At 68.7% G+C, this 20,906-nt stretch carries 18 protein-coding genes; 10 read left to right on the forward strand and 8 right to left on the reverse strand.

What is annotated here, in order from left to right:
• Nucleotides 1–78: 78 nt before the first annotated feature.
• The 3 genes from ACODRX_RS08180 (at nt 79) to bfr (ending at nt 3,625) form a co-directional block, all read left to right on the forward strand.
• A complete protein-coding gene (locus ACODRX_RS08180; RefSeq protein WP_488870830.1) occupies nt 79–783 on the forward strand; it encodes a DUF4198 domain-containing protein in 705 nt (234 codons plus the stop codon).
• Between the two features lie 33 nt (nt 784–816).
• Nucleotides 817–2,985 carry a TonB-dependent siderophore receptor gene (locus ACODRX_RS08185; RefSeq protein WP_488870831.1) on the forward strand — a complete coding sequence of 723 codons (2,169 nt, stop codon included), beginning with the start codon at nt 817–819 and terminating at the stop codon, nt 2,983–2,985.
• A gap of 163 nt (nt 2,986–3,148) precedes the next feature.
• Complete coding sequence (gene bfr, locus ACODRX_RS08190; RefSeq protein WP_488870832.1) at nt 3,149–3,625, forward strand: bacterioferritin; 477 nt, start codon at nt 3,149–3,151, stop codon at nt 3,623–3,625.
• A gap of 54 nt (nt 3,626–3,679) precedes the next feature.
• Here bfr and ACODRX_RS08195 read toward each other — a convergent pair whose 3' ends face one another.
• Together ACODRX_RS08195 and ACODRX_RS08200 are read right to left on the reverse strand one after the other, a co-directional pair.
• Nucleotides 3,680–4,381, reverse strand: coding sequence for a FadR/GntR family transcriptional regulator (locus tag ACODRX_RS08195; RefSeq protein WP_488870834.1), 702 nt, complete (start codon nt 4,379–4,381; stop codon nt 3,680–3,682).
• A gap of 88 nt (nt 4,382–4,469) precedes the next feature.
• Entirely contained in the window at nt 4,470–5,804 is a 1,335-nt protein-coding gene (locus tag ACODRX_RS08200) for an MFS transporter (protein ID WP_488870835.1), read from the reverse strand.
• 212 nt (nt 5,805–6,016) lie between these two features.
• Here ACODRX_RS08200 and ACODRX_RS08205 point away from each other — a divergent pair, with 212 nt between their 5' ends.
• Nucleotides 6,017–6,580, forward strand: a complete 564-nt coding sequence (locus tag ACODRX_RS08205; RefSeq protein ID WP_488870836.1) for an ureidoglycolate lyase — start codon at nt 6,017–6,019, stop codon at nt 6,578–6,580.
• A 2-nt stretch (nt 6,581–6,582) separates the two neighbouring features.
• Here ACODRX_RS08205 and ACODRX_RS08210 read toward each other — a convergent pair whose 3' ends face one another.
• The 3 genes from ACODRX_RS08210 to ACODRX_RS08220 form a co-directional block, all read right to left on the reverse strand.
• Complete coding sequence (locus ACODRX_RS08210) at nt 6,583–7,557, reverse strand: alpha-E domain-containing protein (RefSeq protein WP_488870837.1); 975 nt, start codon at nt 7,555–7,557, stop codon at nt 6,583–6,585.
• Nucleotides 7,558–7,576: 19 nt separating this feature from the next.
• The gene (locus ACODRX_RS08215) at nt 7,577–9,061 is read right to left on the reverse strand and encodes a circularly permuted type 2 ATP-grasp protein (protein ID WP_488870838.1); all 1,485 of its coding nucleotides are present in this window, start codon (nt 9,059–9,061) and stop codon (nt 7,577–7,579) included.
• A gap of 62 nt (nt 9,062–9,123) precedes the next feature.
• Nucleotides 9,124–11,676: a DNA internalization-related competence protein ComEC/Rec2 gene (locus tag ACODRX_RS08220; protein ID WP_488870839.1), complete on the reverse strand. Its 2,553-nt coding sequence runs from the start codon at nt 11,674–11,676 to the stop codon at nt 9,124–9,126.
• 120 nt (nt 11,677–11,796) lie between these two features.
• Between ACODRX_RS08220 and ACODRX_RS08225 the strand changes: the two genes are divergently transcribed.
• The 5 genes from ACODRX_RS08225 (at nt 11,797) to ACODRX_RS08245 (ending at nt 16,243) form a co-directional block, all read left to right on the forward strand.
• A complete protein-coding gene (locus tag ACODRX_RS08225) occupies nt 11,797–12,255 on the forward strand; it encodes a RidA family protein (RefSeq protein WP_488870840.1) in 459 nt (152 codons plus the stop codon).
• A gap of 91 nt (nt 12,256–12,346) precedes the next feature.
• Entirely contained in the window at nt 12,347–13,528 is a 1,182-nt protein-coding gene (locus ACODRX_RS08230) for a M20 aminoacylase family protein (protein ID WP_488870841.1), read from the forward strand.
• Nucleotides 13,529–13,553: 25 nt separating this feature from the next.
• Nucleotides 13,554–14,558: a tripartite tricarboxylate transporter substrate binding protein gene (locus ACODRX_RS08235; RefSeq protein WP_488870842.1), complete on the forward strand. Its 1,005-nt coding sequence runs from the start codon at nt 13,554–13,556 to the stop codon at nt 14,556–14,558.
• 95 nt (nt 14,559–14,653) lie between these two features.
• Nucleotides 14,654–15,721, forward strand: a complete 1,068-nt coding sequence (locus tag ACODRX_RS08240) for an MBL fold metallo-hydrolase (protein WP_488870843.1) — start codon at nt 14,654–14,656, stop codon at nt 15,719–15,721.
• A gap of 132 nt (nt 15,722–15,853) precedes the next feature.
• Nucleotides 15,854–16,243: a nuclear transport factor 2 family protein gene (locus ACODRX_RS08245; protein ID WP_488870845.1), complete on the forward strand. Its 390-nt coding sequence runs from the start codon at nt 15,854–15,856 to the stop codon at nt 16,241–16,243.
• 42 nt (nt 16,244–16,285) lie between these two features.
• Here ACODRX_RS08245 and ACODRX_RS08250 read toward each other — a convergent pair whose 3' ends face one another.
• Together ACODRX_RS08250 and ACODRX_RS08255 are read right to left on the reverse strand one after the other, a co-directional pair.
• Nucleotides 16,286–17,266, reverse strand: coding sequence for a Bug family tripartite tricarboxylate transporter substrate binding protein (locus ACODRX_RS08250; protein WP_488870846.1), 981 nt, complete (start codon nt 17,264–17,266; stop codon nt 16,286–16,288).
• 80 nt (nt 17,267–17,346) lie between these two features.
• Entirely contained in the window at nt 17,347–18,831 is a 1,485-nt protein-coding gene (locus ACODRX_RS08255; protein ID WP_488870847.1) for an amidase, read from the reverse strand.
• A gap of 114 nt (nt 18,832–18,945) precedes the next feature.
• Between ACODRX_RS08255 and ACODRX_RS08260 the strand changes: the two genes are divergently transcribed.
• Nucleotides 18,946–19,854, forward strand: a complete 909-nt coding sequence (locus ACODRX_RS08260; protein WP_488870848.1) for a LysR substrate-binding domain-containing protein — start codon at nt 18,946–18,948, stop codon at nt 19,852–19,854.
• A 24-nt stretch (nt 19,855–19,878) separates the two neighbouring features.
• Here ACODRX_RS08260 and ACODRX_RS08265 read toward each other — a convergent pair whose 3' ends face one another.
• On the reverse strand, nt 19,879–20,814 hold the full coding sequence (locus tag ACODRX_RS08265; RefSeq protein ID WP_488870850.1) for an SMP-30/gluconolactonase/LRE family protein: 936 nt from the start codon (nt 20,812–20,814) through the stop codon (nt 19,879–19,881).
• Nucleotides 20,815–20,906: the final 92 nt, after the last annotated feature.

Raw genomic sequence — 20,906 nt, forward strand, 5'->3', positions numbered from 1 at the left:
CCCCGGTACCGAATCCACCTGCGGCGCTCCGCACGGGAGCGCCGGCAGCTTTTTTTTCACAGCAACCAAGGAACCACCATGCGCCACCATCTTCTCGCCACACTGCTGCTGGCCGGCAGCTGCGCCCAGGCCCACCAGGTCTGGCTCGAAAACACCGACGGCCAGGCCCGCCTGCACTTCGGTGAGTTCAACGACAACCTGCGCGAATCCTCGCCCGGCGCGCTGGACAAGTTCGCCGGCGTGCCCGCGCTGCAGCAGCGCAGCGCCGCAGGCACCCAGGTGCTGCAAGGCAAGCTCGGGGCCAGCGCCTTCGCCTACGCCACCCAGCCCGATGCGCAAACCCTGTTTGCCAGCGCCAGCTATCCGCTGATCGACCGCAGCAAGCACAGCCTGCCCGCGTTGCTGTGGGTGCCCGCTGCGCGCTGGGTGGCCAGCGCCGGCCAGGCGGTGCAGCCCAATGCCCAGGCACTGGATCTGGTGCCCACCGGCAAGCCGGGGCAGTTCAGGGTGAGCTTCAACGGCGCGCCGCTGGCCAAGGCCGAGGTGCAGATGGCCGCCCCTTCGGGCTGGACGCGGCAGGCCCACAGCCAGGACGACGGCACCGTCACCTTCGCGCTGCCCTGGAAGGGCCAGTACGTGGCCGAGGTCAAGCACAGCGACAAGAACGCAGGCCAGGCGCAGGGCAAGGCCTATGGCGAGGCCAGCTACATCACCACGCTGAGCTTCGTGCAGGCGGACGGCATGGCCTCGCCTGCGCTGCCCGCGCCGCACGCCGGCCACTGAGCCGCCTGGATATACCCGCACCGAAACAGCACCATGTCCCATCCCCCCCTGTACCTCGGCGCCATTGCGCAGGCTGCCCTGCTGGCGCTGTGCGGCGCCGCCCAGGCCCAGAGTGCCGTAGCGCCGGCGGCCACGGCCGGCGAGGCCACGCTCGCGCCCGTCACGGTCAATGCCGATGCCTATGCCGAAGACCCCACCGGCCCGGTCATCGGCTTCACCGCCAAGCGCGCCACCTCGGCCACCAAGACCGACACGCCGCTCATCGAAACACCCCAGGCCATCAGCGTCGTCACCCGCGACCAGATGGAGGCCCAGGGCGTGCAAACCCTGCGCCAAACCACGGCCTATACCGCTGGCGTGGTATCGAACTACTTCGACAGCCGCGTCGACAGCTTCGCCGCCCGCGGCGGCAGCGTCTCGCAGTACCAGGACGGGCTGCTGCGCAGCTACGGCACCTACAACACCTCGCGGCCCGATCCATATACGCTGGAGCGCGTCGAGTTCCTGCGCGGCCCCTCGTCGGTGCTCTATGGCCAGGGCAGCGTGGGCGGCGTGCTCAACCTCACCAGCAAGCGCCCGCAGGCCGAGCCGCTGCGCGAGATACAAGTGCAGCTGGGCAGCCATGCGCGCAAGCAGATAGCGGCCGACCTGAGCGGCCCGCTCACGCAGGACGGCCAGTGGCTCTACCGCCTGGTGGCCGTGGGCCGCGACAGCAACACCCAGGTCGACCATGTGAACGACGACCGCCGGGTATTCGCGCCTTCGCTCACCTGGAAGCCCAGCGCCGATACCTCGCTGACGCTGCAGGCGCTCTACCAGAAAGACAAAAGCGGCTCGCTGATCGGCTTCTTCCCGTGGCAGGCCACGCGGCTGGCCAGCCCCTATGGGCCAATCCCCACCAGCACCTTCATCAGCGAGCCGGGATGGGACGCCTACGACACCGAGAACCGCTCCTGGGGCTATCTGTTCAGCCACCGGCTGAACGCCGACTGGACACTGCGCCAGAACCTGCGCCGCACCATCAGCAGCGTGGACTACCGCACCCTCTACACCAGCTTCACCGCCAATGCAGCGCTGGGCCGCCCGGCGCGCCCGGTCTTCAATGCCGACAACCGCACGCTGCTGCGCGATGCGGTCTGGCAGCTCAACGGCGGGCGCATGCTGCTGGTGGACACCCAGCTCGAAGGCCGTATCCAGGCGGCGGGCGCCGAGCACACCCTGCTCGCCGGCCTGGACCTGCAGCGCAACCAGACCAGCCAGTCGAGCTGGCGCGCAGTGGCCCCGGCCATCGATGTCTACCACCCGGTGTACGGCAATTTCACACCGCCCACCGCGGCGCAGCTGGCGCGCCTGCCCAATGTGGAGCAGCGCCAGCTTGGCCTCTACGCACAGGACCAGCTCAAGTGGGGCCGCTGGACCGCCACGCTGGGCCTGCGCCACGACAGCGCCAAGACCGACACCGAGGGCCGGCCCGCCGCCGCCGCGGACGACAGCGCCTGGACCAAGCGCGCCGGCGTAGCCTACCAGATGGATGGCGGCTGGGCGCCCTATGCGGGCTACTCGGAATCGTTCCAGCCGCTGGGCGGCGTGGATGCCTACGGCACCCCGTTCAAGCCCCAGCGCGGCCAGCAGTGGGAGGCCGGCATCAAGTGGCAGCCGCCGGGCGGCGGCATCTCGGCCTTCGCCGCCGTCTACACGCTGCGCGAGAAAAACCGCAAGACCAACGACCCGGCCAACCCGCTCAACAGCCTGCAGCTCGGCGAGGTGAAGGTTAACGGCTTCGAGGCCGAGCTCAGCGCCAGCCTGGCCCGCCAGTGGGACGCCACGCTCGCCTATGCCTACACCGATGCCTTCATCTCGCGCAGCAATGCGGGCGACGAAGGCCAGCGCGTGGCCAGCGTGCCGCGCCACACCGCGTCGGCCTGGCTCAGCCACCGCTTCGCCAGCAGCGGCCGCGGCGGCTGGAGCATCGGCGCCGGCCTGCGCTACACCGGCTCGCAGTGGAGCGGCTCGCCGCTGATCGACACGCCGGCCGCCACGCTGCTCGATGCGATGGCCGCCTACGACGCCGGCGACTGGCGCCTGGCCTTCAACGTGGCCAATCTCGCCGACAAGGTGCAGATCACCCAGTGCCTGGCGCGCGGCGACTGCTTCTACGGCCAGCGCCGCACCTTCTCGCTGACGGGCACCTACCGTTTCTAGGGCCGCGCAATGCCGGCCACCGGCTGACTGCGAATCCATCTCAACCTTAAACGCAGCCAGAACGCTGGCCTGGGGGCTCCCCGCATGTCCGTTTGTTGAATCAAGGCATTGGCTGCACAATGCCCGGATTCAACGGACAGAGAGAAGAAGGAAGGACCCCACCATGCAAGGCGACCCCAAAGTCATCAGCTACCTGCAGGCCCAGCTCAAGAACGAGCTCACCGCGATCAACCAGTACTTCCTGCACTACCGCATGCTCAAGCACTGGGGCTTCGACAAGCTGGCCAAGAAGGAATACAAGGAATCCATCGGCGAGATGAAGCATGCCGACTGGCTGATGGACCGCATCTTCATGCTCGACGGCCTGCCCAACCTGCAGGACCTGGCCAAGCTGCAGGTCGGCGAGGACGTGCCGGAGATCCTGGCCTGCGACCTGCGCGCCGAGCAGGGCGCGCAGCAGACCATCAAGGAAGGCATGGCCTATTGCGAGAGCGTGCGCGACTATGTCTCGCGCGATCTGCTGCAAAAGATCCTGGACGACACCGAGGAGCACATCGACTTCCTCGAAACCCAGATCGACCTGCTCGACAAGGTCGGGGTGCAGAACTACCTGCAGTCGCAGATGGGCGAAGCCGACTGAGCCCGGCCCTGCGCTTCGGAGAAAACGGGCCTCGGCCCGTTTTTTCGTTGGCGCCTATGCCCCCGTGGGAAAGTGCACGCCGGCGCGCTGGGCCGCCTGCACGATGTGCGCGGCCATGGCCTGCTGCGCCAGCTCGGGCCGGCCCTCGGCCAGCGCGGCGATGATGGCCGCATGCTCCTCGCAGGTGGCATGGCGCGCGCCGCGCTTGTAGAACGGCAGGCGCTGGCTCTCCTGCATGACTTCGCCGCTGCCGCGCAGCACGTCGGCAATCGCGTGGTTGCCCGAGATCGTGGCGATCTGCAGGTGGAAGTCGAAATCCAGGCGACTGGCCTGCAGGAAATCCGCCGCCTCTATGCACCGCTGCAGGGCCTGTAGGTTGGCCTGCAGCGCCGCCAGGTCCTCGGGCTGCACCACCAGGGCCGCCAGCCGCGTCGCAAAGCCTTCCAGCACATAGCGCAGCTGGTAGACATCGGTGAGCGCATGCGAATCGGCAAAGCGCCAGGCCTCGCTCGCCGGCGCCTCGGGCGCCTCGGTCACATACACGCCCTTGCCCGGGCGCGCCACCACCAGCCCCAGCCCCTGCAGCGTGGACAAGGCCTCGCGCAATGAAGTCCTGCTGATGCCCAGGCGCTCCGACAGGTCGCGCTGCGACGGCAGCAGCGCGCCCACCGGATACACCCCGGTCTCGATCCACTCCCGGATCAGGCGGGCCGCATGGCTGGCAACGGCGACATTCGAGGTGGCGGAGGATTCCATGCGGCAGGGCGGTCAATGTGGAAGGAGCGATGCGCGCCATCTTAACGACTGCGCAGCGCCCTGCCCGCCAATACCGCAGCCCCACGCACTACTTGTTGACCAGTTTCGCCGGCACCGTGTAGGTCAGGAAGGCGCCGAACAGCAGCACGCAGGCCAGCGTGTACATGGCGGCATTGGTGCTCTGGGTCGCATCCTTGATGAGGCCGATCATGTAGGGGCTGATGAAGCCAGCCAGGTTGGCAAAGGAGTTGATCAGCGCAATGCCGGCCGCCGCGCCGGCGCTCGACAGGATGGCCGTGGGCAGGCTCCAGAACAGCGGCGAGGTCGCCAGGCTGCCGCCCGCGGCCAGGGCCAGCGCGGCCAGCGACAGATAGACATTGCCGCTGAAGACGGCCGACAGCGTCAGCCCCAGCGCACCCACGCAGAACGGCACGATCAGGTGCCAGCGGCGCTCGCGCATGCGGTCCGAGCTGCGGCTGACCAGGTTCATGGAGATCACGGCCACGGTGAACGGCACGGCCGTCAGCAGGCCGATGTGGAAGGCGCCTTCCACGCCCGACTGGCGGATCAGCGAGGGCAGCCAGAAGGTCAGGCCGTACTGGCCCATGACGGTGCAAAAGCAGATCAGGGCCATCTTGATGATGCGCGGATCGGAGAACAGCGCGCGCAGCGTCATGTGGCTGTCGCTCTTGCTTGCGTTCTCGCGGGCGATGTTGCGCTCCAGCAGGCTCTTTTCAGCCTCGCTCAGCCAGCGCGCGCTGCGGATGTTGTTGTCCAGGTACCAGAGCACGGCCAGGCCCAGCAGCAGCGAAGGCACGGCCTCGATCAGGAACAGCCACTGCCAGCCGCGCAGGCCGGCCACGCCCTGCATCAGGTCCATGATGCCGCCCGACAGCGGCCCGCCGATGATGCCCGAGACCGGGATGGCGCACATGAACAGCGCCACCATGCGCGCGCGCCGGTACGACGGAAACCAGTAGGTCATGTACAGGATCATGCCGGGGTAGAAGCCCGCCTCGGCCGCGCCCAGCAGAAAGCGCAGCACGTAGAACTGCGTGGGCGTGCTCACGAACATCATGGCCGCCGAGATCAGGCTCCACATGATCATGATGCGCGAGATCGTGGCCTTGGCGCCGATGCGGTGCATCAGCATGTTGCTGGGCACCTCGAAGAAGAAATAGCCGATGAAGAACAGCCCCGCGCCCAGGCCGTACATGGCCTCGCTGAACTGCAGGTCGGCCAGCATGTGCAGCTTGGCGAAGCCGACGTTCACGCGGTCCAGGTAGGCCGCGACATAGCAGGCCATGATGAAGGGCAGCAGGCGCCAGGCCACCTTGCGGTAGACGGCGGCCTCGGCGGCGGTTTCGCCAGCCAGCGTTGCGGCCGGCGCGGCCAGCTCGGGAGTGGTGGAAAGGGATGGCATCGGAAGTCCTTGGCTAGAGGGTTGGCTGGGCAGAAGGAATTGAGAACGAATTCCTCAACTGGTATGACCGGTATGAATTAAGGTGACGAATAATGATCCAGAATGCGCTGCCACGCACTCGCATTTACCCTAGTACATTACCTATTTGACAAGCCTGCAAGCACAAAACATACTGGTAATACCAGACAGGTAAAACCATTCCAATCATTTGCATGAACACCACCCTGACAGCCCCCGCCGCCGACCATGCGGCACAGCACCCGCAGCGCCTGCAGGTGCAGCCCCTGACCGCCCAGGCCTTTGCCGACTTCGGCGAGGTGATCGACAGTGCCGGCCATGTGCCGCTGCCGATCAACAACGGCATGACCGAGCGCTACCACGCGCTGGCGCGCGTGGACACCGGCGGCGCCGACGGCCATGCGCTGATCAACCTGTTCCACGCCCTGCCCTACGAGCTGCCGCTGCTGCTCACGGAAATGGAGCGCCACCCGCTGGGCAGCCAGGCCTTCGTGCCGCTGCAGCCGCAGCCCTTCATCGTGGTGGTGGCGCCCGTGGGCGAATGCGTGCGGCCGGGCGAGCTGCGCGCCTTCATCACCGACGGCCGCCAGGGTGTCAACTACCGCCGCGGCGTGTGGCACCACTCATTGATCGCGTTGCAGGCGCCGACGCGCTTTCTCGTCGTCGACCGCGGCGGCCCCGGCAACAACTGCGATGTGCTGCCCATAGGCGACGGCAGCGGCGTGCTGCTGGAGCTGCCGCCGCAGCACGCTGCATAGGTTCAGTCGTCGGCCAGCGCCAGGAAGTCGCGGCTGATGCCCGCGCCGAGGCTGTTCACCCTGTCCAGGAAGCGCGTGAGGAACGCGTGCAGCCCGGTCTCCAGGATCTCATCGATGCGGCCGTACTTCAGCTCGGACAGCAGCAGGCCCGCCTGGCGCTGCGTCTCCGCCGAATGGTTGTTGGCGACCAGCTCCAGGTTCTCCACCACCTCGGCCATGCAGGCATGCAGCGAGCGCGGCATGTCGCGCCGCAGGATCAGCATCTCGGCCACGCGCGCCGGCGTGATCACGTTGCGGTAGACCTTGCGGTAGACCTCGAAGGCCGAGACGCTGCGCAGGATCGCGCTCCAGTGGTAGTAGTCGAACGGGGCCGCGTTGCGCCCGGTGGGCAATACCTGGTGGTGGCCGTGGTATTCGCTGGCAACCGCATGAAAGCGCACGTCCAGCAGGCGCGCGGTGTTGTCGGCCCGCTCCAGGAAGGTGCCCAGCCGCATGAAGTTGAAGGCATGGTCCTGCAGCATGGTGCCCAGCGTCACGCCGCGCGACAGGTGCGAGCGGTACTTGACCCACTCGAAGAACTGCCCTGGATCTGCCTCGAAGCGCCTTTCGCGCAGTTGGCGCACCATCTCCAGCCAGGTCTGGTTCTGGGTCTCCCAGGCCTCGGTGGTGAGCGCGCCGCGCACCGCGCGCGCGTTTTCACGCGCGGCCTGCAGGCAGCAGACGATGGAAGAGGAGTTGGTCTCGTCGCGCACCATGAAGTGCAGCACGCCATCGCGGCTGATCTGCGCATGGCGCTGGTAGTAGGCGGGCAGCAGCTCGCTGATGGACAGCACGCTCTGCCACGCCTTGGTGGCCGCATCCTGCGACTGGGGCAGCATCGAGGTCTCGTAGCTCACATTGAGCATGCGGGCGGTGTTCTCCGCTCTTTCCGTGTAACGTGACATCCAGAACAAATGGTCTGCGGTACGGCTCAGCATAAAAATCCTCCCTCTCCAATCACTGGTCCACGGCGCCCGCCGGCACCGGGTCGTCCGCTGCGCGCAGCACCCAGGTGTCCTTGGTGCCACCGCCCTGCGATGAGTTCACCACCAGCGAGCCCTCCTTGAGCGCCACGCGCGTGAGCCCGCCCGAGACCATCTGCACCGTCTTGCCACTGAGCACGAAGGGACGCAGGTCGATATGGCGCGGCGCAATCCCGCTGTCCACGTACGTGGGGCTGCTGGAGAGGCTGAGCGTGGGCTGCGCGATGTAGCCGGACGGGTTGGCCAGCAGCGCGGCGCGGAACTCCTCTATCTGCTCCCGCGTCGAGGCCGGCCCGATCAGCATGCCGTAGCCGCCCGCGCCATGCACTTCCTTGACCACCAGCTCGTCGAGGTGCGCGAGCACATAGGCAAGGTCATCGGGCTTGCGGCAGATCCAGGTGGGCACGTTCTTGAGGATCGCTTCCTCGCCCAGGTAGAAGCGGATCATGTCCGGCACATAGGGGTAGACCGATTTGTCGTCCGCAACGCCGGTGCCCACCGCGTTGCAGATGGCGACGTTGCCCGCGCGGTAGGCCTGCATCAGCCCCGCGCAGCCCAGCGTGGAGCCGGGGCGGAACACCTGCGGATCGAGGAAGTCGTCGTCCACGCGGCGGTAGATCACGTCCACGCGCTGCAGGCCCTGGGTGGTGCGCATGTAGATCATGTCGCCCTTCATCACCAAGTCCTGCCCTTCCACCAGTTCCACGCCCATCTGCTGCGCCAGGAAGGCATGCTCGAAATAGGCGCTGTTGTACATGCCGGGCGTGAGCACCACCACCGTCGGGTTGGCCGCCGTGTGCGCCGGAGCGCTGGCACGCAGCGTATCGAGCAGCAGATCGGGATAGTGCGCCACCGGCGCCACCGCATGGCTGCCGAACAGGCCGGGAAACAGGCGCATCATCATGCGGCGGTTCTCCAGCATGTACGACACGCCGGAAGGCACGCGCAGATTGTCCTCGAGCACATAGTATTCGCCGCTGCCGTCGCTGTTCGCGGCGCGCACGATGTCGATGCCGGCGATGTGCGCATACACATCGAGCGGCACGTTCACGCCCTGCATCTCGGGCCGGTACTGGCTGTTGTCCAGCACCAGGTCGCGCGGCACGATGCCGGCCTTCAGGATCTCCTGCCCGTGGTAGACGTCATGGATGAAGCGGTTGAGCGCCGTGACCCGCTGCACCAGGCCCTGCTGCATGCGCGCCCATTCTGGTGCAGAGATGATGCGGGGGATCAGGTCGAACGGGATCAGCCGCTCGGTGCCCGAGCCATCCTCGTCCTTTTCGCCATACACCGCGAAGGTGATGCCCACGCGGCGAAAAATCAGCTCGGCCTCGGCGCGGCGCGCCTGCATGGTCTCTAGCGGCTGCTGCGCCAGCCATTGCGCATACTGCTGGTAATGGGGCCGCACAGTGCTGCCCTCGATCGGCAGCGTTTCGTACATCTCATCGTATTTCGCCATGGATGCGTCCTTTCTCGCCAAATCAGGATAGCAAGTTCCAGGCCCGGCCTCGGCTTTCGCGCCTACCGAGAATCCCGTAGTTGCGCCGGCCCGCCGCCATCGGCCCCTGCCCCATTGCGGTGCACCTCATGCCGCCAGAAGTGCCGGCTCGATGCACGCTCGCACCGCCATGGGGCAGGCGCGGTGGATTCCCAGGCCAGTGCGCCGCAGGCATCGCTCACCGCCAGCGGTATGCCGATCGCCCGGTAGCGCGCGGCCACCTCGGGGGCGGGATGGCCGAAGCGATTGCGGTACCCCGCCTGCGCCACCGCCAGCCGCGGCGACACGGCCTGCAGGAAAGCCGCGCTCGACGAAGTCTTGCTGCCGTGGTGCGGCACTGCCAGCAAGTCGGCGGCCAGCTCCCCGGGGCTGCGCCGCACCAGCTGCAGCTCCTGGGGTTTTTCCAGGTCGCCGGCCAGCAGGGCCACCGCCCCGCCGCTGCCCGCCTGCACCCGCAGCACGCAGCTGCGGGCGTTGGGGCTTTCGCGCCGGCCCGGCCGCGCCGCCGCGCTCGCGGCGCCGGCGCCGAAGGGATGGAGAATGGAAAACCGCACGCCATCCCAGTCCCAGGCCATGCCCTGCACGCAGGCGCGGTACACCCCGCCCGCTGGCAGCAGCGCCTCATAGCGCAAGTGCCACTCGGGTGGCAGCGAGCCGATCACCTGCGCCGGCGCGAGCTGCGTGATGACCGCCTCGGCGCCGCCGGTATGGTCGCTGTCTTCATGGCTGAGCAGCAGCGCATCGAGCCTGCCGCCCAGCGCCCGCAGCGTGGGCACCACCAGCCGGTCGCCGGCATTGCTGTCCACGCCATACCGGGGCCCGGCGTCATAGAGCAGCTGGTGGCGCGCGGTCTGCACCAAGATGGCCTGGCCCTGGCCCACATCGAGCGCCAGCACGCGAAACTGCCCCTCGGCCGGCCGCGGCGGCTGCCAGCACAGCGCCGGCACCAGCAGCGGCAGGCCCAGGCTGCGCAGGCCCGCGGGCAGCGGCAGCACCAGCCACAGGCCGCCCGCCACCGCGGCGGCCGCCCCCCACCACCGCGCGGCCGGCAGCCACACCGCCGCATGCGGCCAGCGCGCCAGCCAGTGCAGCCACGCCATCAGCGGCTGCATGCACCAGGCCGCCAGCTCCCACAGCGGCGGCGCCAGCACGCCCAGCAAGGCCAGCGGCGTGACCACCCAGGTCACCCAGGCGATCGCCAGCAGGTTGGCCAGCAGCCCCACCACCGACACCTGGCCAAACAGCAGCAGCGACAGCGGCGTCAAGGCCACCGTGGCCACCCACTGCTCCTTGAATATCCGGTACAGATGGCCTCCGGCTCCTGGCATGCCTTTGCCTACCGCCACTGAATTGGAGGCAAACAATATCCCCACCGCCACAAAGCTCAGCCAGAACCCCGCCTGTAGCAGCGCCAGCGGCTGGGCCGCCACCACCGCGGCGCAAGCCAGCAGCCAGGTCGCGTGCCAGGGCCATTGCCGCCCGGCCAGCCGCAGCAGCACCACCACGGCCAGCATCAGCACCGTGCGCTGCGCCGGCACGCCCCAGCCGCTGAACAGCGCATAGGCGAAAGCGGCCAGCACGCCGCCGGCCATGGCCGCATAGGGCGCCGGCCAGCGCAGGCACAGCCAGCTGCTGCGCCGCCACAGCGCGCCTATGCCCAGCGTGGCCACCCAGGCAAACAAGGTGATGTGCAGGCCCGAGATCGCCATCAGGTGCGCCACGCCGGTGGTGCGAAACAGCCGCCAGTCCTCGCGGTCGATGGCGCGCTGCTCGCCGGTGACCAGGGCCACTAGCACGCCGGCGATACGCTCGCGCTCCTGCAACGCCGGTGTGGATGCCGTGGCCGGCCCCTCTGGCGCCAGCCGCGCCACCATCGCATCGCGCACCCGCTGGCGCAGCCGCTCCACCGGATAGGCGCCGCTGTCGCCCAGCAGCTGCGGCGGCGCGGTGTTTGCGGCCGCGCGCACATAGCCCACGGCCTGCACGCCCTGCTCCCACAGCCAGCGCTCGTAGTCGAAGCCATGCGGGTTGAGGTTGCCGTGCGGCGCCTTGAGCCGCACCACCATGCGCCAGCGCTGCCCGGCGCGCAGCCCGGGCAGCGGCGCGGCGGCCGCCCCGCCCGACCAGGCCGCTGCGCGGTACCAGGCCAGATCGAGCAGCGGCGGCAGCACCACGGCAGGCCCCGCGGGCGGCAGGCGCGCCGACTCCACCTGCAGCCGCAGGCGCAGCCCCTGCGGCGTGGCCACCGGCATCTGCACCACCAGGCCCTGCAATTCGATGTCCACGCCCTCGAGCGCCGGCGCCAGCCGCTGCTCCCACTGCGCCAGGGCCCGCAGGCCCGAAAGCCCCCAGACCAGCGCGGCGGCCGCCAGCAGCCAGGCCGGCGCGCACCAGCGGCCAGCCATCCAGCGGCCGCTGGCCGCCAGGGCCGCCAGCGCGCCGCCCAGGGCCAGCGCTGCCGCATAGCCGCCCGCGGCCGACAGCTGCGGCTGCGTCACCTGCAGCAAGGCCCCCAGCAGCACGCCCCACAGGGCCGCGGCCAGGCGCCGGCGTCCCGCCACAGGGGGCGGCACCATGCTCCTGCTCATCCCTCTCTCCCTCGTCCTTTTGTGCGTACATGCTAGCGCCTGGTGCCGCCGCACTTTTGTGCCACACTCGGCAAGCAGTTTTTCCAACCCATCCACCTAGAGACAGCCATGAGCGTTTACCACCGACTCCAAGCCCTGAACATCACCCTGCCTCCGGTCGCCATTCCCGCCGCCGCCTATGTACCCTATGTGCAGACCGGCAAGCTGCTGTTCCTGAGCGGCCACATCGCCAAGAAGGACGGCAAGGTCTGGGCCGGGCAACTGGGCCGCGACATCAGCACCGACGAAGGCAAGCAGGCCGCGCGCGCCATCGCCATCGACCTGCTGGGCACGCTGGAGCACGCCACCGGCGGCAACCTCGACCGCATCCGCCGCATCGTCAAGGTGATGAGCCTGGTCAACAGCACCGCGGACTTCACCGAACAGCACCTGGTCACCAATGGCTGCAGCGAGCTGCTGGCCGAGGTCTTTGGCGAAAGCGGCGCGCACGCCCGCAGCGCCTTCGGCGTGGCCCAGGTGCCGCTGGGCGCCTGCGTGGAGATCGACCTGGTCGCCGAGCTGGCGTAAACCCGCACCCAGGCTGGCTTCTGTCCCGGCAGGGACAAGCCGCCGATTCGGCGATTTCTAGAATGGCTCCGAACCGTTATCACCCCGATCCATGAGCCATTCCCCCCTCCAAGCACTGCTGGATGCCGTACGCGCCATCGCGCCCGAATGCGTCGACATCCGCCACAAGATCCACGCCCATCCCGAACTCGCCTTCGAAGAGCGCCAGACCAGCGACCTGGTCGCCGAGCGGCTGGCCGCCTGGGGCTACGAAGTGCACCGCGGCCTGGGCGTGACCGGCGTGGTCGGCACGCTGAAGAAAGGCAGCGGCGCCAAGGCGCTGGGCATACGCGCCGACATGGATGCGCTGCCCATCCACGAGAAGACCGGCCTGGGCTATGCCAGCACCATCAGCGGCAAGATGCACGCCTGCGGCCATGACGGGCATACCGCCATCCTGCTGTGCGCCGCCAAGTACCTGGCGCAGGCCGATTTCAACGGCACGCTGAACCTGATCTTCCAGCCCGCCGAAGAGAACGAAGGCGGCGCGCTGCGCATGGTCGACGAAGGCCTGTTCGAGCAGTTCCCCTGCGACGAGGTCTATGCGCTGCACAATGCGCCCGGCCTGCCGGTGGGCAAGCTGGCCATCAGCCCCGGCCCCGCGATGGCCTCGTTCGACAAGGTGACCGTCACGCTGCGCGGCAGGAGCGCCCATGGCGCCATGCCGCACCATGGCGTCGACTCCATGCAGTGCGCGGCCAGCATCGTGCTGGGCCTGCAGTCCATCGTCAGCCGCGAGATCGATGCGCTCAAGAGCGCGGTCATCACCGTGGGCTCGGTGCAGGCGGGCGAGGTCTACAACATCGTGCCCGAAAGCGCGGTGCTCAAGATCGGCGTGCGCACGCTCGACCCGCAGACCCGCACCCAGGTGGAAAAGCGCATCCGCGACTTCGTCGCGGCGCAGGCCCAGAGCTACCAGCTGCAGGCCGAGATCGCCTACGAGCGCAAGTACCCGGTGCTGGTCAACCACCCGGCGCAGACCGAATATGCGCGCCAGGCAGCGATCCGCCTGGTGGGCGAGGCGCATGTGCTGGAGCGCCAGCCCACCATGGGCAGCGAGGATTTCGCCTACATGCTGGAGCACCGCCCCGGCGCCTATATCCGCCTGGGCAACGGCGTGGGCGAGGACGGCGGCTGCATGGTGCACAACCCGCTGTACGACTTCAACGACAAGGCCCTGCCCCTTGGCGCCGCATTCTGGGTGCACCTGGCGCAGAGCTACCTGAGCGCCTGATTTCCTTCCATTGCCTTTCCTTGTGATGCCTACCCTGAACCGCCGCCACCTGCTGCAATTCGGCTGCGCCGCAGCCGCCGCCACTGTTGCGAGCCGACCCGCACGCGCCGCCGATGCCTTTCCCACCAAGCCGCTGGCGCTGGTCGTGCCCTACCCCGCTGGCGGCGCCAGCGATGTGTCGGCGCGCATCTTCGCCGAGTCCATAGGCAAGAGCCTGCGCCAGCAGGTCATCGTCGAGAACTACGGCGGCGGCACCGGCCTGATCGGTGCCGGCAAGGTGCTGAGCGCGCCGGCCGACGGCTACACCTTCTTTCATGCCGGCGCCGGCGACGTGCTGCTCACGCCCATGCTCAATCCCGCGGCGCGCTACAAGCCGCAGGACTTCGTGCAAGCCGCACCGATCAGCGAGGCCAACATCGTGCTGCTGGTGCGCAGCGGCATCGAGGCCAAGACCCTGGACGAGTTCCTCGAATTCGCCAAGACGCGCAAGGGCGAGCCGCTGACCTACGCCACCGTGGGCATAGACTCGTTCTACCACCTGATGGGCGACTCGCTGGCCCAGCGGCTGAAGCTGCCCTTCCTGCATGTGCCCTACAAGGGCGCGGCGCCGGCGCTGCAGGACCTGGCGGGCGGCCAGGTCGATTTCGCCATCCTCCCCTACCAGGCCAGCTTCGACGCCATGCAGCAGCAGGGCCGGCTGCGCGTGCTGAGCAGCTTCGCCAAGACCCTGCCCGCGCCGATCAAGCATATTCCGCTGATCTCGCAGAGCAGGCTCGTGCCCGATTTCGAGTACAGCATCGGCGGCGGCTACTTCGTGAAGAAGGGCACGCCACCCGAGCGCATCGCGGTGCTGCGCCAGGCCATCGGCGAAGCCCTGGCCAACCCCGAGATCCGCGCCAAGCTCGAGCTCGAAGGCCGCAACGTGGCCAGCCCGATCGCCACGCAGCAGCAAGCCGACCAGAACTACGAGCTGCAGCACAAGCGCATCGCCGAGCTGATCCGCAGCGTGGGGCGGCAGCCAAGAGCCTGACGCGGGAATGGCATTGGCCGGGGGTTGGGGTCTGCCAGCAAACCCTATACTGCCCGGCTATGCCACCCTCTTTCAAACGCCTGCGCAGCGGCTGGATGGTTGCCTCCACCTGCGCCATCGCCAGCTGCGCCGCCCCCGCCGGCGAGGACGACCAGGCCCGCTACCAGGCCTCGGCCCAGTACTCCGCGCAGGACCAGCGCTTTCACAACCTGCCCAATCCGGATGCCCGCCCCACCCAGGGCGGCGCGCGCATCTGGTGGCGCTTTCTGTTCGGCGACAAGAGCGGCACCGTGCCCATCGACGCGATCACGGTGCGCCCGCTGGCCCGGGCGCAGCTCGATGCCCTGCCCGCCGGCGCCAACCACATCGCGCGGCTGGGCCACTCCTCGCACATCCTCAAGCTGCAGGGCGGCTACTGGCTGATCGACCCGGTGTTCGGCGAGCGCGTGTCGCCGTTCAGCTTCATGGGCCCCAAGCGCTTCCACGCGCCGCCGATCGCGCTGGCCGAGCTGCCGCCGATCACCGGCCTGGTGCTGTCGCACGACCACTACGACCACCTGGACCGCCCCACCATCGAGTACCTGCGCGGCAAGGTGGAGCGCTACTTCGTGCCGCTGGCCGTGGGCGCGCGCCTGCGCGAGATGGGCGTGGAGCCCGCGCGCATCACCGAGCTCGACTGGTGGCAGGAGGCCGAGCATGCCGGCGTGCGGCTCACCGCCACGCCGTCGCAGCACTTCTCGGGCCGCAGCCTGAACGACCGCGACAGCACGCTCTGGGCCTCGTGTGCCCTGCAGGCCGGCGGCCAGCGCATCTTCTACAGCGGCGACTCGGGCTACTTCCAGGGCTTTGCCGAGATCGGCCGGCGCCTCGGCCCCTTCGATCTGGCCTTGATGGAAAACGGCGCCTACGATGCCTGGTGGCCCTCGGTGCACATGACGCCCGAGGAGACCGTGCGCGCCTTCGAGGACCTGCGCGGCCAGGTGCTGTACAGCGTGCACAACAGCACCTTCGCGCTGGCCTTCCACGCCTGGCGCGAGCCGCTGGACCGCCTGGCCGACCTGGCGCGGCAGCGCGGCATCGCCCTCGCCACGCCGGAGATCGGCGAGCTGATGACCGTGGGCCAGCCACGCAGCAATGCGCTGTGGTGGAAAGACCTGCACTAAGTAGCTGCACTAAGTAGCTGCACTAAGTAGCTGCGTTAAGCAATCATGACCTCGATGGCGCTAATCGCCGCGCCATCGCTGGCTAACATCGGCCGATATCCGTCAATTGCGATCCATCCAGGAGATACCGCCATGAGCAACACCCCCGAGCGCCTCACCAGCCACCCCGAAGAAGCCGCCGTGCGCGTGCCGCTGGAGCTGTACATGCGCGGCCATGCCGAAGACAGCGCCGAGCACATGCGCGCCGCCTTCATGCCCAGCGCGCGGCTGGAGAGTGTGCGCGAAGGCCCGCTGACCTCGTGGGACCTGGACACCTACTGCCAGCGCTTCAAGAACACCCCGGCGGCCGACGAGGCCACCCGGCTGCGCACCATCGATGCGCTGGACATCGCCGGCACCGCCGCCAGCGCCAAGATCACGCTGGTGCACGGCAACATCACCTTCACCGACTACTTCGTGCTGCTCAAGACCGAGCAAGGCTGGAAGATCGCCAACAAGGCCTTCCACGCCCAGGTGGCCTGAGCCCCACCGCCAATCACACCGATCCCACCCGGCCCCGGGCGCTCACTCCGCCTGGATGTGCGCGCGCTGCGCCACCTCGCGCATCAGCGGCAGCTCGCGCTCCACGCGCTCGCGCAGCGCGCTGCCCGGGCCCCAGGCGGGCGTCAGGCCGATGTCCACCAGCTTGCGCTGCATCTCGGGCGCAGCCATCACATCGGCCAGGGCCTGTTCCAGCTTCTTGTGCACCGGCGCCGGCAGGCCGGCTGGTGCCAGAAATGCGAACCAGGTGCTCATGTCGAAGCCCGGGTAGCCGCTCTCGGCCACCGTCGCCACCTGCGGCAGCAAGGCCAGGCGCTTGGCGCCCAGCGCCGCGATCGGGCGGATCTTGCCAGACTTGACCAGCGGCGTGGTCGCCACCACCGTATCCACCGCCAGTTGCACCTGCCCTCCCATCAGCGCGGTCAGGCTGGGCGAGCTGCCATTGAAGGGCACGTGCAGCATGCTCAGGCCTGTGGCAGCCTTGAGCATCTCGCCCGCAAAATGCACTGACGACGCCGTGCCGAAGGAACCGTACGAGAACTTGTCCGGCGCGGCCTTGGCCTGGGCGACCAGCTCCTGCAGCGTGTTCGCCTTCACCTCGTTGTTGGCCACCAGCACCAGGCCCATGTCGGCCACCAGCCCCAGCATGGTGAAGCTGCGCAGCGGATCGTAGGGCAGCGACTTGCGGATCACCGGGTTCATCGCCAGCGTAGAGCTGGCGCCGAGAAACAGCGTATAGCCATCGGGCGGCGCCTTGGCCACCAGGCCGCCCGCCACCGCGGTGCCGGCGCCGGGGCGGTTGTCCACGATCACCGGCTGGCCCAGCTTGTCGCCCAGCGCCGTGGCCAGCAGCCGCCCCAGGATGTCGGTGGCGCCGCCCGGTGCGAACGGCACGACCAGCTTGATCGCATGCTCGGGATAGCTCTGCGCGAACGCCGGCGGCAGCGCCAGCGCGGCGGCGCCGGCTGCCAGGCAGGCAAGGAATCGGGCACGGGACAGGGCCATGGTGAAACTCTCCTAACAAAAAGCGGCCCTCTCGGGGCAGCGGCTACACGCCGTGAGCCAGCGTGGGGGATATTTTTCCTTCAGCCCAGCAGCGGGCTGGCCACGCGCGCATGGCCGCTGGCCTGGTCGTAGGCATGGCCGATCTGCAGCACCGCCAGATCGGCCTGCGCCGGGCCGATGATCTGCAGCCCCGCCGGCAGGCCCTGCGCGCCAAAGCCCGCGGGCGCGGCCAGCGCCGGCAGGCCGGCCATGGTGGCCGGCACCACCGCCTGCATCCAGCGGTGGTAGGTGTCCATGGCGCGCCCGCCCACGGTCTTGGGCCAATCCAGCTCCGCCTCGAAGGGAAACACCTGGGCAGCCGGCAGCACCAGGAAGTCATGGGTTTCGAACAGCTTGCGCAGCGCCTCGTACCAGGCGGTGCGCACGCGCGCGGCGGCATAGATATCCATGGCCGACAGCGCGCGGCCGCGTTCCATCTCCCAGACCGCCTCGGGCTTGAGCATGGCGCGCCTGGCCGGATCGTCGTACAGCGCCGTATTGGCGCCGGCCACGCTGAAGCTGCGCAGATCGAGCCAGGCCCGCCACAGCTGCTCCAGATCGAACGGCGGCAGCACTTCGTGCACCGTGCAGCCGATGTCGGTGAATGCCTTGAGCGCCGCGCGGCAGGTGTCCAGCAGGCCGGGCTCGGTCGGCAAGTGCCCGCCCAGGTCGCCCAGCCAGCCAATGCGCGCGCCGCGGAAATCGCGCTCCAGGCCCTGGCTCCAGTCGCGGGGGGCCTCGCCGCGCCGGGTGAGCGGCAGGCGCGCATCGAAGCCGGCCTGCACCGACAGCAGCAGCGCCAGGTCGGGGATATTGCGCGCCATCGGCCCCGCCACGCTGAACTGTTGGAAGAACACCTCGTCGCCCGGCCCATGCGGCACGCAGCCCACCGAGGTGCGCAGGCCATAGACGTTGTTGAAGGCCGCAGGCGTGCGCAGCGAGCCCATCATGTCCGAGCCATCGGCCACCGGCAGCATGTGCAGCGCCACCGCCACGCCCGCGCCGCCGCTGCTGCCGCCGGCCGAGCGCGCAGGATCGAAGGCGTTGCGCGTGGTGCCATAGACCGGGTTGTAAGTATGGCCGCCAAGCCCGAACTCGGGCGAGTTGCTGCGCGCCACGAACAGCGCGCCGCCGGCGCGCATGCGCTCGAAGATCACCGCGTCGGCCTGTGTCACCTGGCCCTGGAAAATCGGCGAGCCCCTGGTGGTGACCATGCCGGCTGCCGGCGAAATATCCTTGGGTGCCTGCGGAAAGCCATGCATGGGGCCCCGGCTGGCGCCGCACGCCAGCTCGCCGTCGAGCTGGCGTGCCTGGGCGCGCAGCGGCTCGCGCTCCATGGGCGCGACCAGCGCGTTGACGCGCGGGTTGAGCCGGTCGATCTGCGCCCAGTAGGCCTCCAACACCTCGGCGCAGGACAGCTGGCGCGCGTGGATGGCGCGCGACAGCTCGGTCGCCGACAATTCGACAATGCCGCCCGATGCCTGCTTGGCCGCAGCCGGCGCTGCGTCAGTGGAGCCCAGATCCATGGAGATTCCCCGTCCGAAAAGATGCAAGGCAGCCAGAATACGCAGACGGCCGGTTTTCGGCAATCGACTTTTTCTTGATTTATCTTTGCGTTTTTCGCAAAGCACAGACCGCCCATGATTCCCTACCGCCTGCAGGACACCGCGCTGCGCTACTTTCTGGAAGTGGTGCGCAGCGGCTCGGTCAGCGAAGCCGCCGTGCGGCTGAACGTTTCGGCCTCGGCCGTGAGCCGCCAGGTGGCGGCGCTGGAAGAGCTGCTGCAGGTGCCGCTGTTCGAGCGCCGCCCGCGCGGCATGCTGCCCAGCGCGGCCGGCGAGCTGCTGGCGGCGCACGCCAGGCGCGGCGCGCTCGAGGCCGAGCGGGTGGTCTCCGACATCCAGGCGCTGCAGGGCCTGCGCCGCGGGCATATCCGCATCTGCAGCTCGGCCGGCTTTGCCATCGAGTTCCTGCCGCGCGCCATCGCGCTGTTTCGCGCGGATCATCCGGGCATGCAGTTCCACCTCAAGGTCGCCACGCCAGCCGGGGTGACGCTGGCGGTGCAAAACGGCGATGCCGACATCGGCCTGACCTACAGCCGCGCGGCCGAACGCGATATCGAGGTACAGCACCGCCAGGTCTCGCCGGTGATGGCCATCATGCGCCCGGACCACCCGCTGGCGCGCTTTGCCAGCCTGACGCTGGCGCAGATGCATCCCTTCCCGATTGCGCTGCCCGATGGCGACAACACCGCGCGCCAGCTCTTCGATATCGCCAGCGGGCAATGCGGCCTGGGCTTCGAGCCGGCGCTGGAGAGCAGCCAGTTCGAGGCGCTGATCCATTTCGTGCTGCAGGGCGGCGGCCTCTCGCTGGGCGGCGAGGTGACGGTGCGCGAATACGTGCGCCGCGGGCAGCTGCACGCGGCCGCCATCCGCGCGCGCAGCGTGCACGGCCGCGCGATCGAGCTGCAGACCCTCACCGGCCGCACGCTGCCGCAGGGCGTGCGGGCGTTCCTGGAACATCTGCGGGCGCTGCTGCCAGCCAGGTGAAGGCTGGCTTTCCAGAGCCGGCGGCTATGGAACCGGCACGATCCTCACGCTGGCCGAGCCGCTCGCATCCGGCGCCGCCACGGCCGCGAACAGCCGGCGGTGGATCTCGTCGTAGGCCACGCCGATGATCTTGGGCCAGCCGCTCACCAGCACGCTGGTCTCGCCCTTGGGGCTGACCTGGAACAGCTTGCCGCCCGAGCCGCCGAAGAACAGCGTGCCGTCCGAAGCGGCGGTCATCAAATCGATCCCGTCCAGCGTGGTGAAGGTGGCCACGAGCTTGCCATCGGCCAGGCCGGCGGGCTGGGCGCGCACCTTGCTCAAGGCGTAGGACAGCACATTGCCGCTGTTCTGGTCGCTGACGAAGAGCGTATCGCCCACCGCCGCCAGGCCCACGGGCTTGCCCAGGCCGGTGACCAGCTCGCGCTCGCTCGCCTGCGTGCCGTTCAGGCTCAGCTGGCTCACCGCGCCGCTGCCGCCCTTGATGAACCAGCCATCGAGCAAGGCGCCATCGGGCGCGGTGGTGATGCCGATGCGGCGGCGCAGCGGGTCGGTGCCCGAGAGGTTGAAGGCATTGCCGCTCTTGGGCACCGCCACCACCGCGCCATCGGTGCCGAAGCCAAAGCGCGTCACGTAGAAGGTGCCGTCGGAGCTGCGCGTCAGCTGCCCCAGGGTGGCGCCGCTGGCGGGCGCGGCAGGCAGGGCCGCATAGGACGGGAAGGACTTGTCGCCATCCCACATGCGGATGCTGTTGGAGCTGTCGTCGGTCAGGTACAGCTTCGATTCGGACTGGTCCCAGTACAGGCCGTTGAGCTTGGCCGCCACCGCCAGCGTGGTGGGGCCCCGGTCCACGCTGCTGCCCCCGCCACCGCAGGCCGACAGCGCCACGAAGCTTGAAGCCATGCCGGCCAGCAGCCAGCGGCGCAGCGCGGATGGGGAACGCCATGTGGAAATGAATGTCATAGTCTCCTCACGAATCTGAATCAGGTTAATAAAATCCCATCGTTATTATATTTTGGAATAGCGATGTTGCCCCATGATACCGTCCATCCCAA

The sequence above is a fragment of the Comamonas sp. FG99 genome, assembly GCF_057808605.1.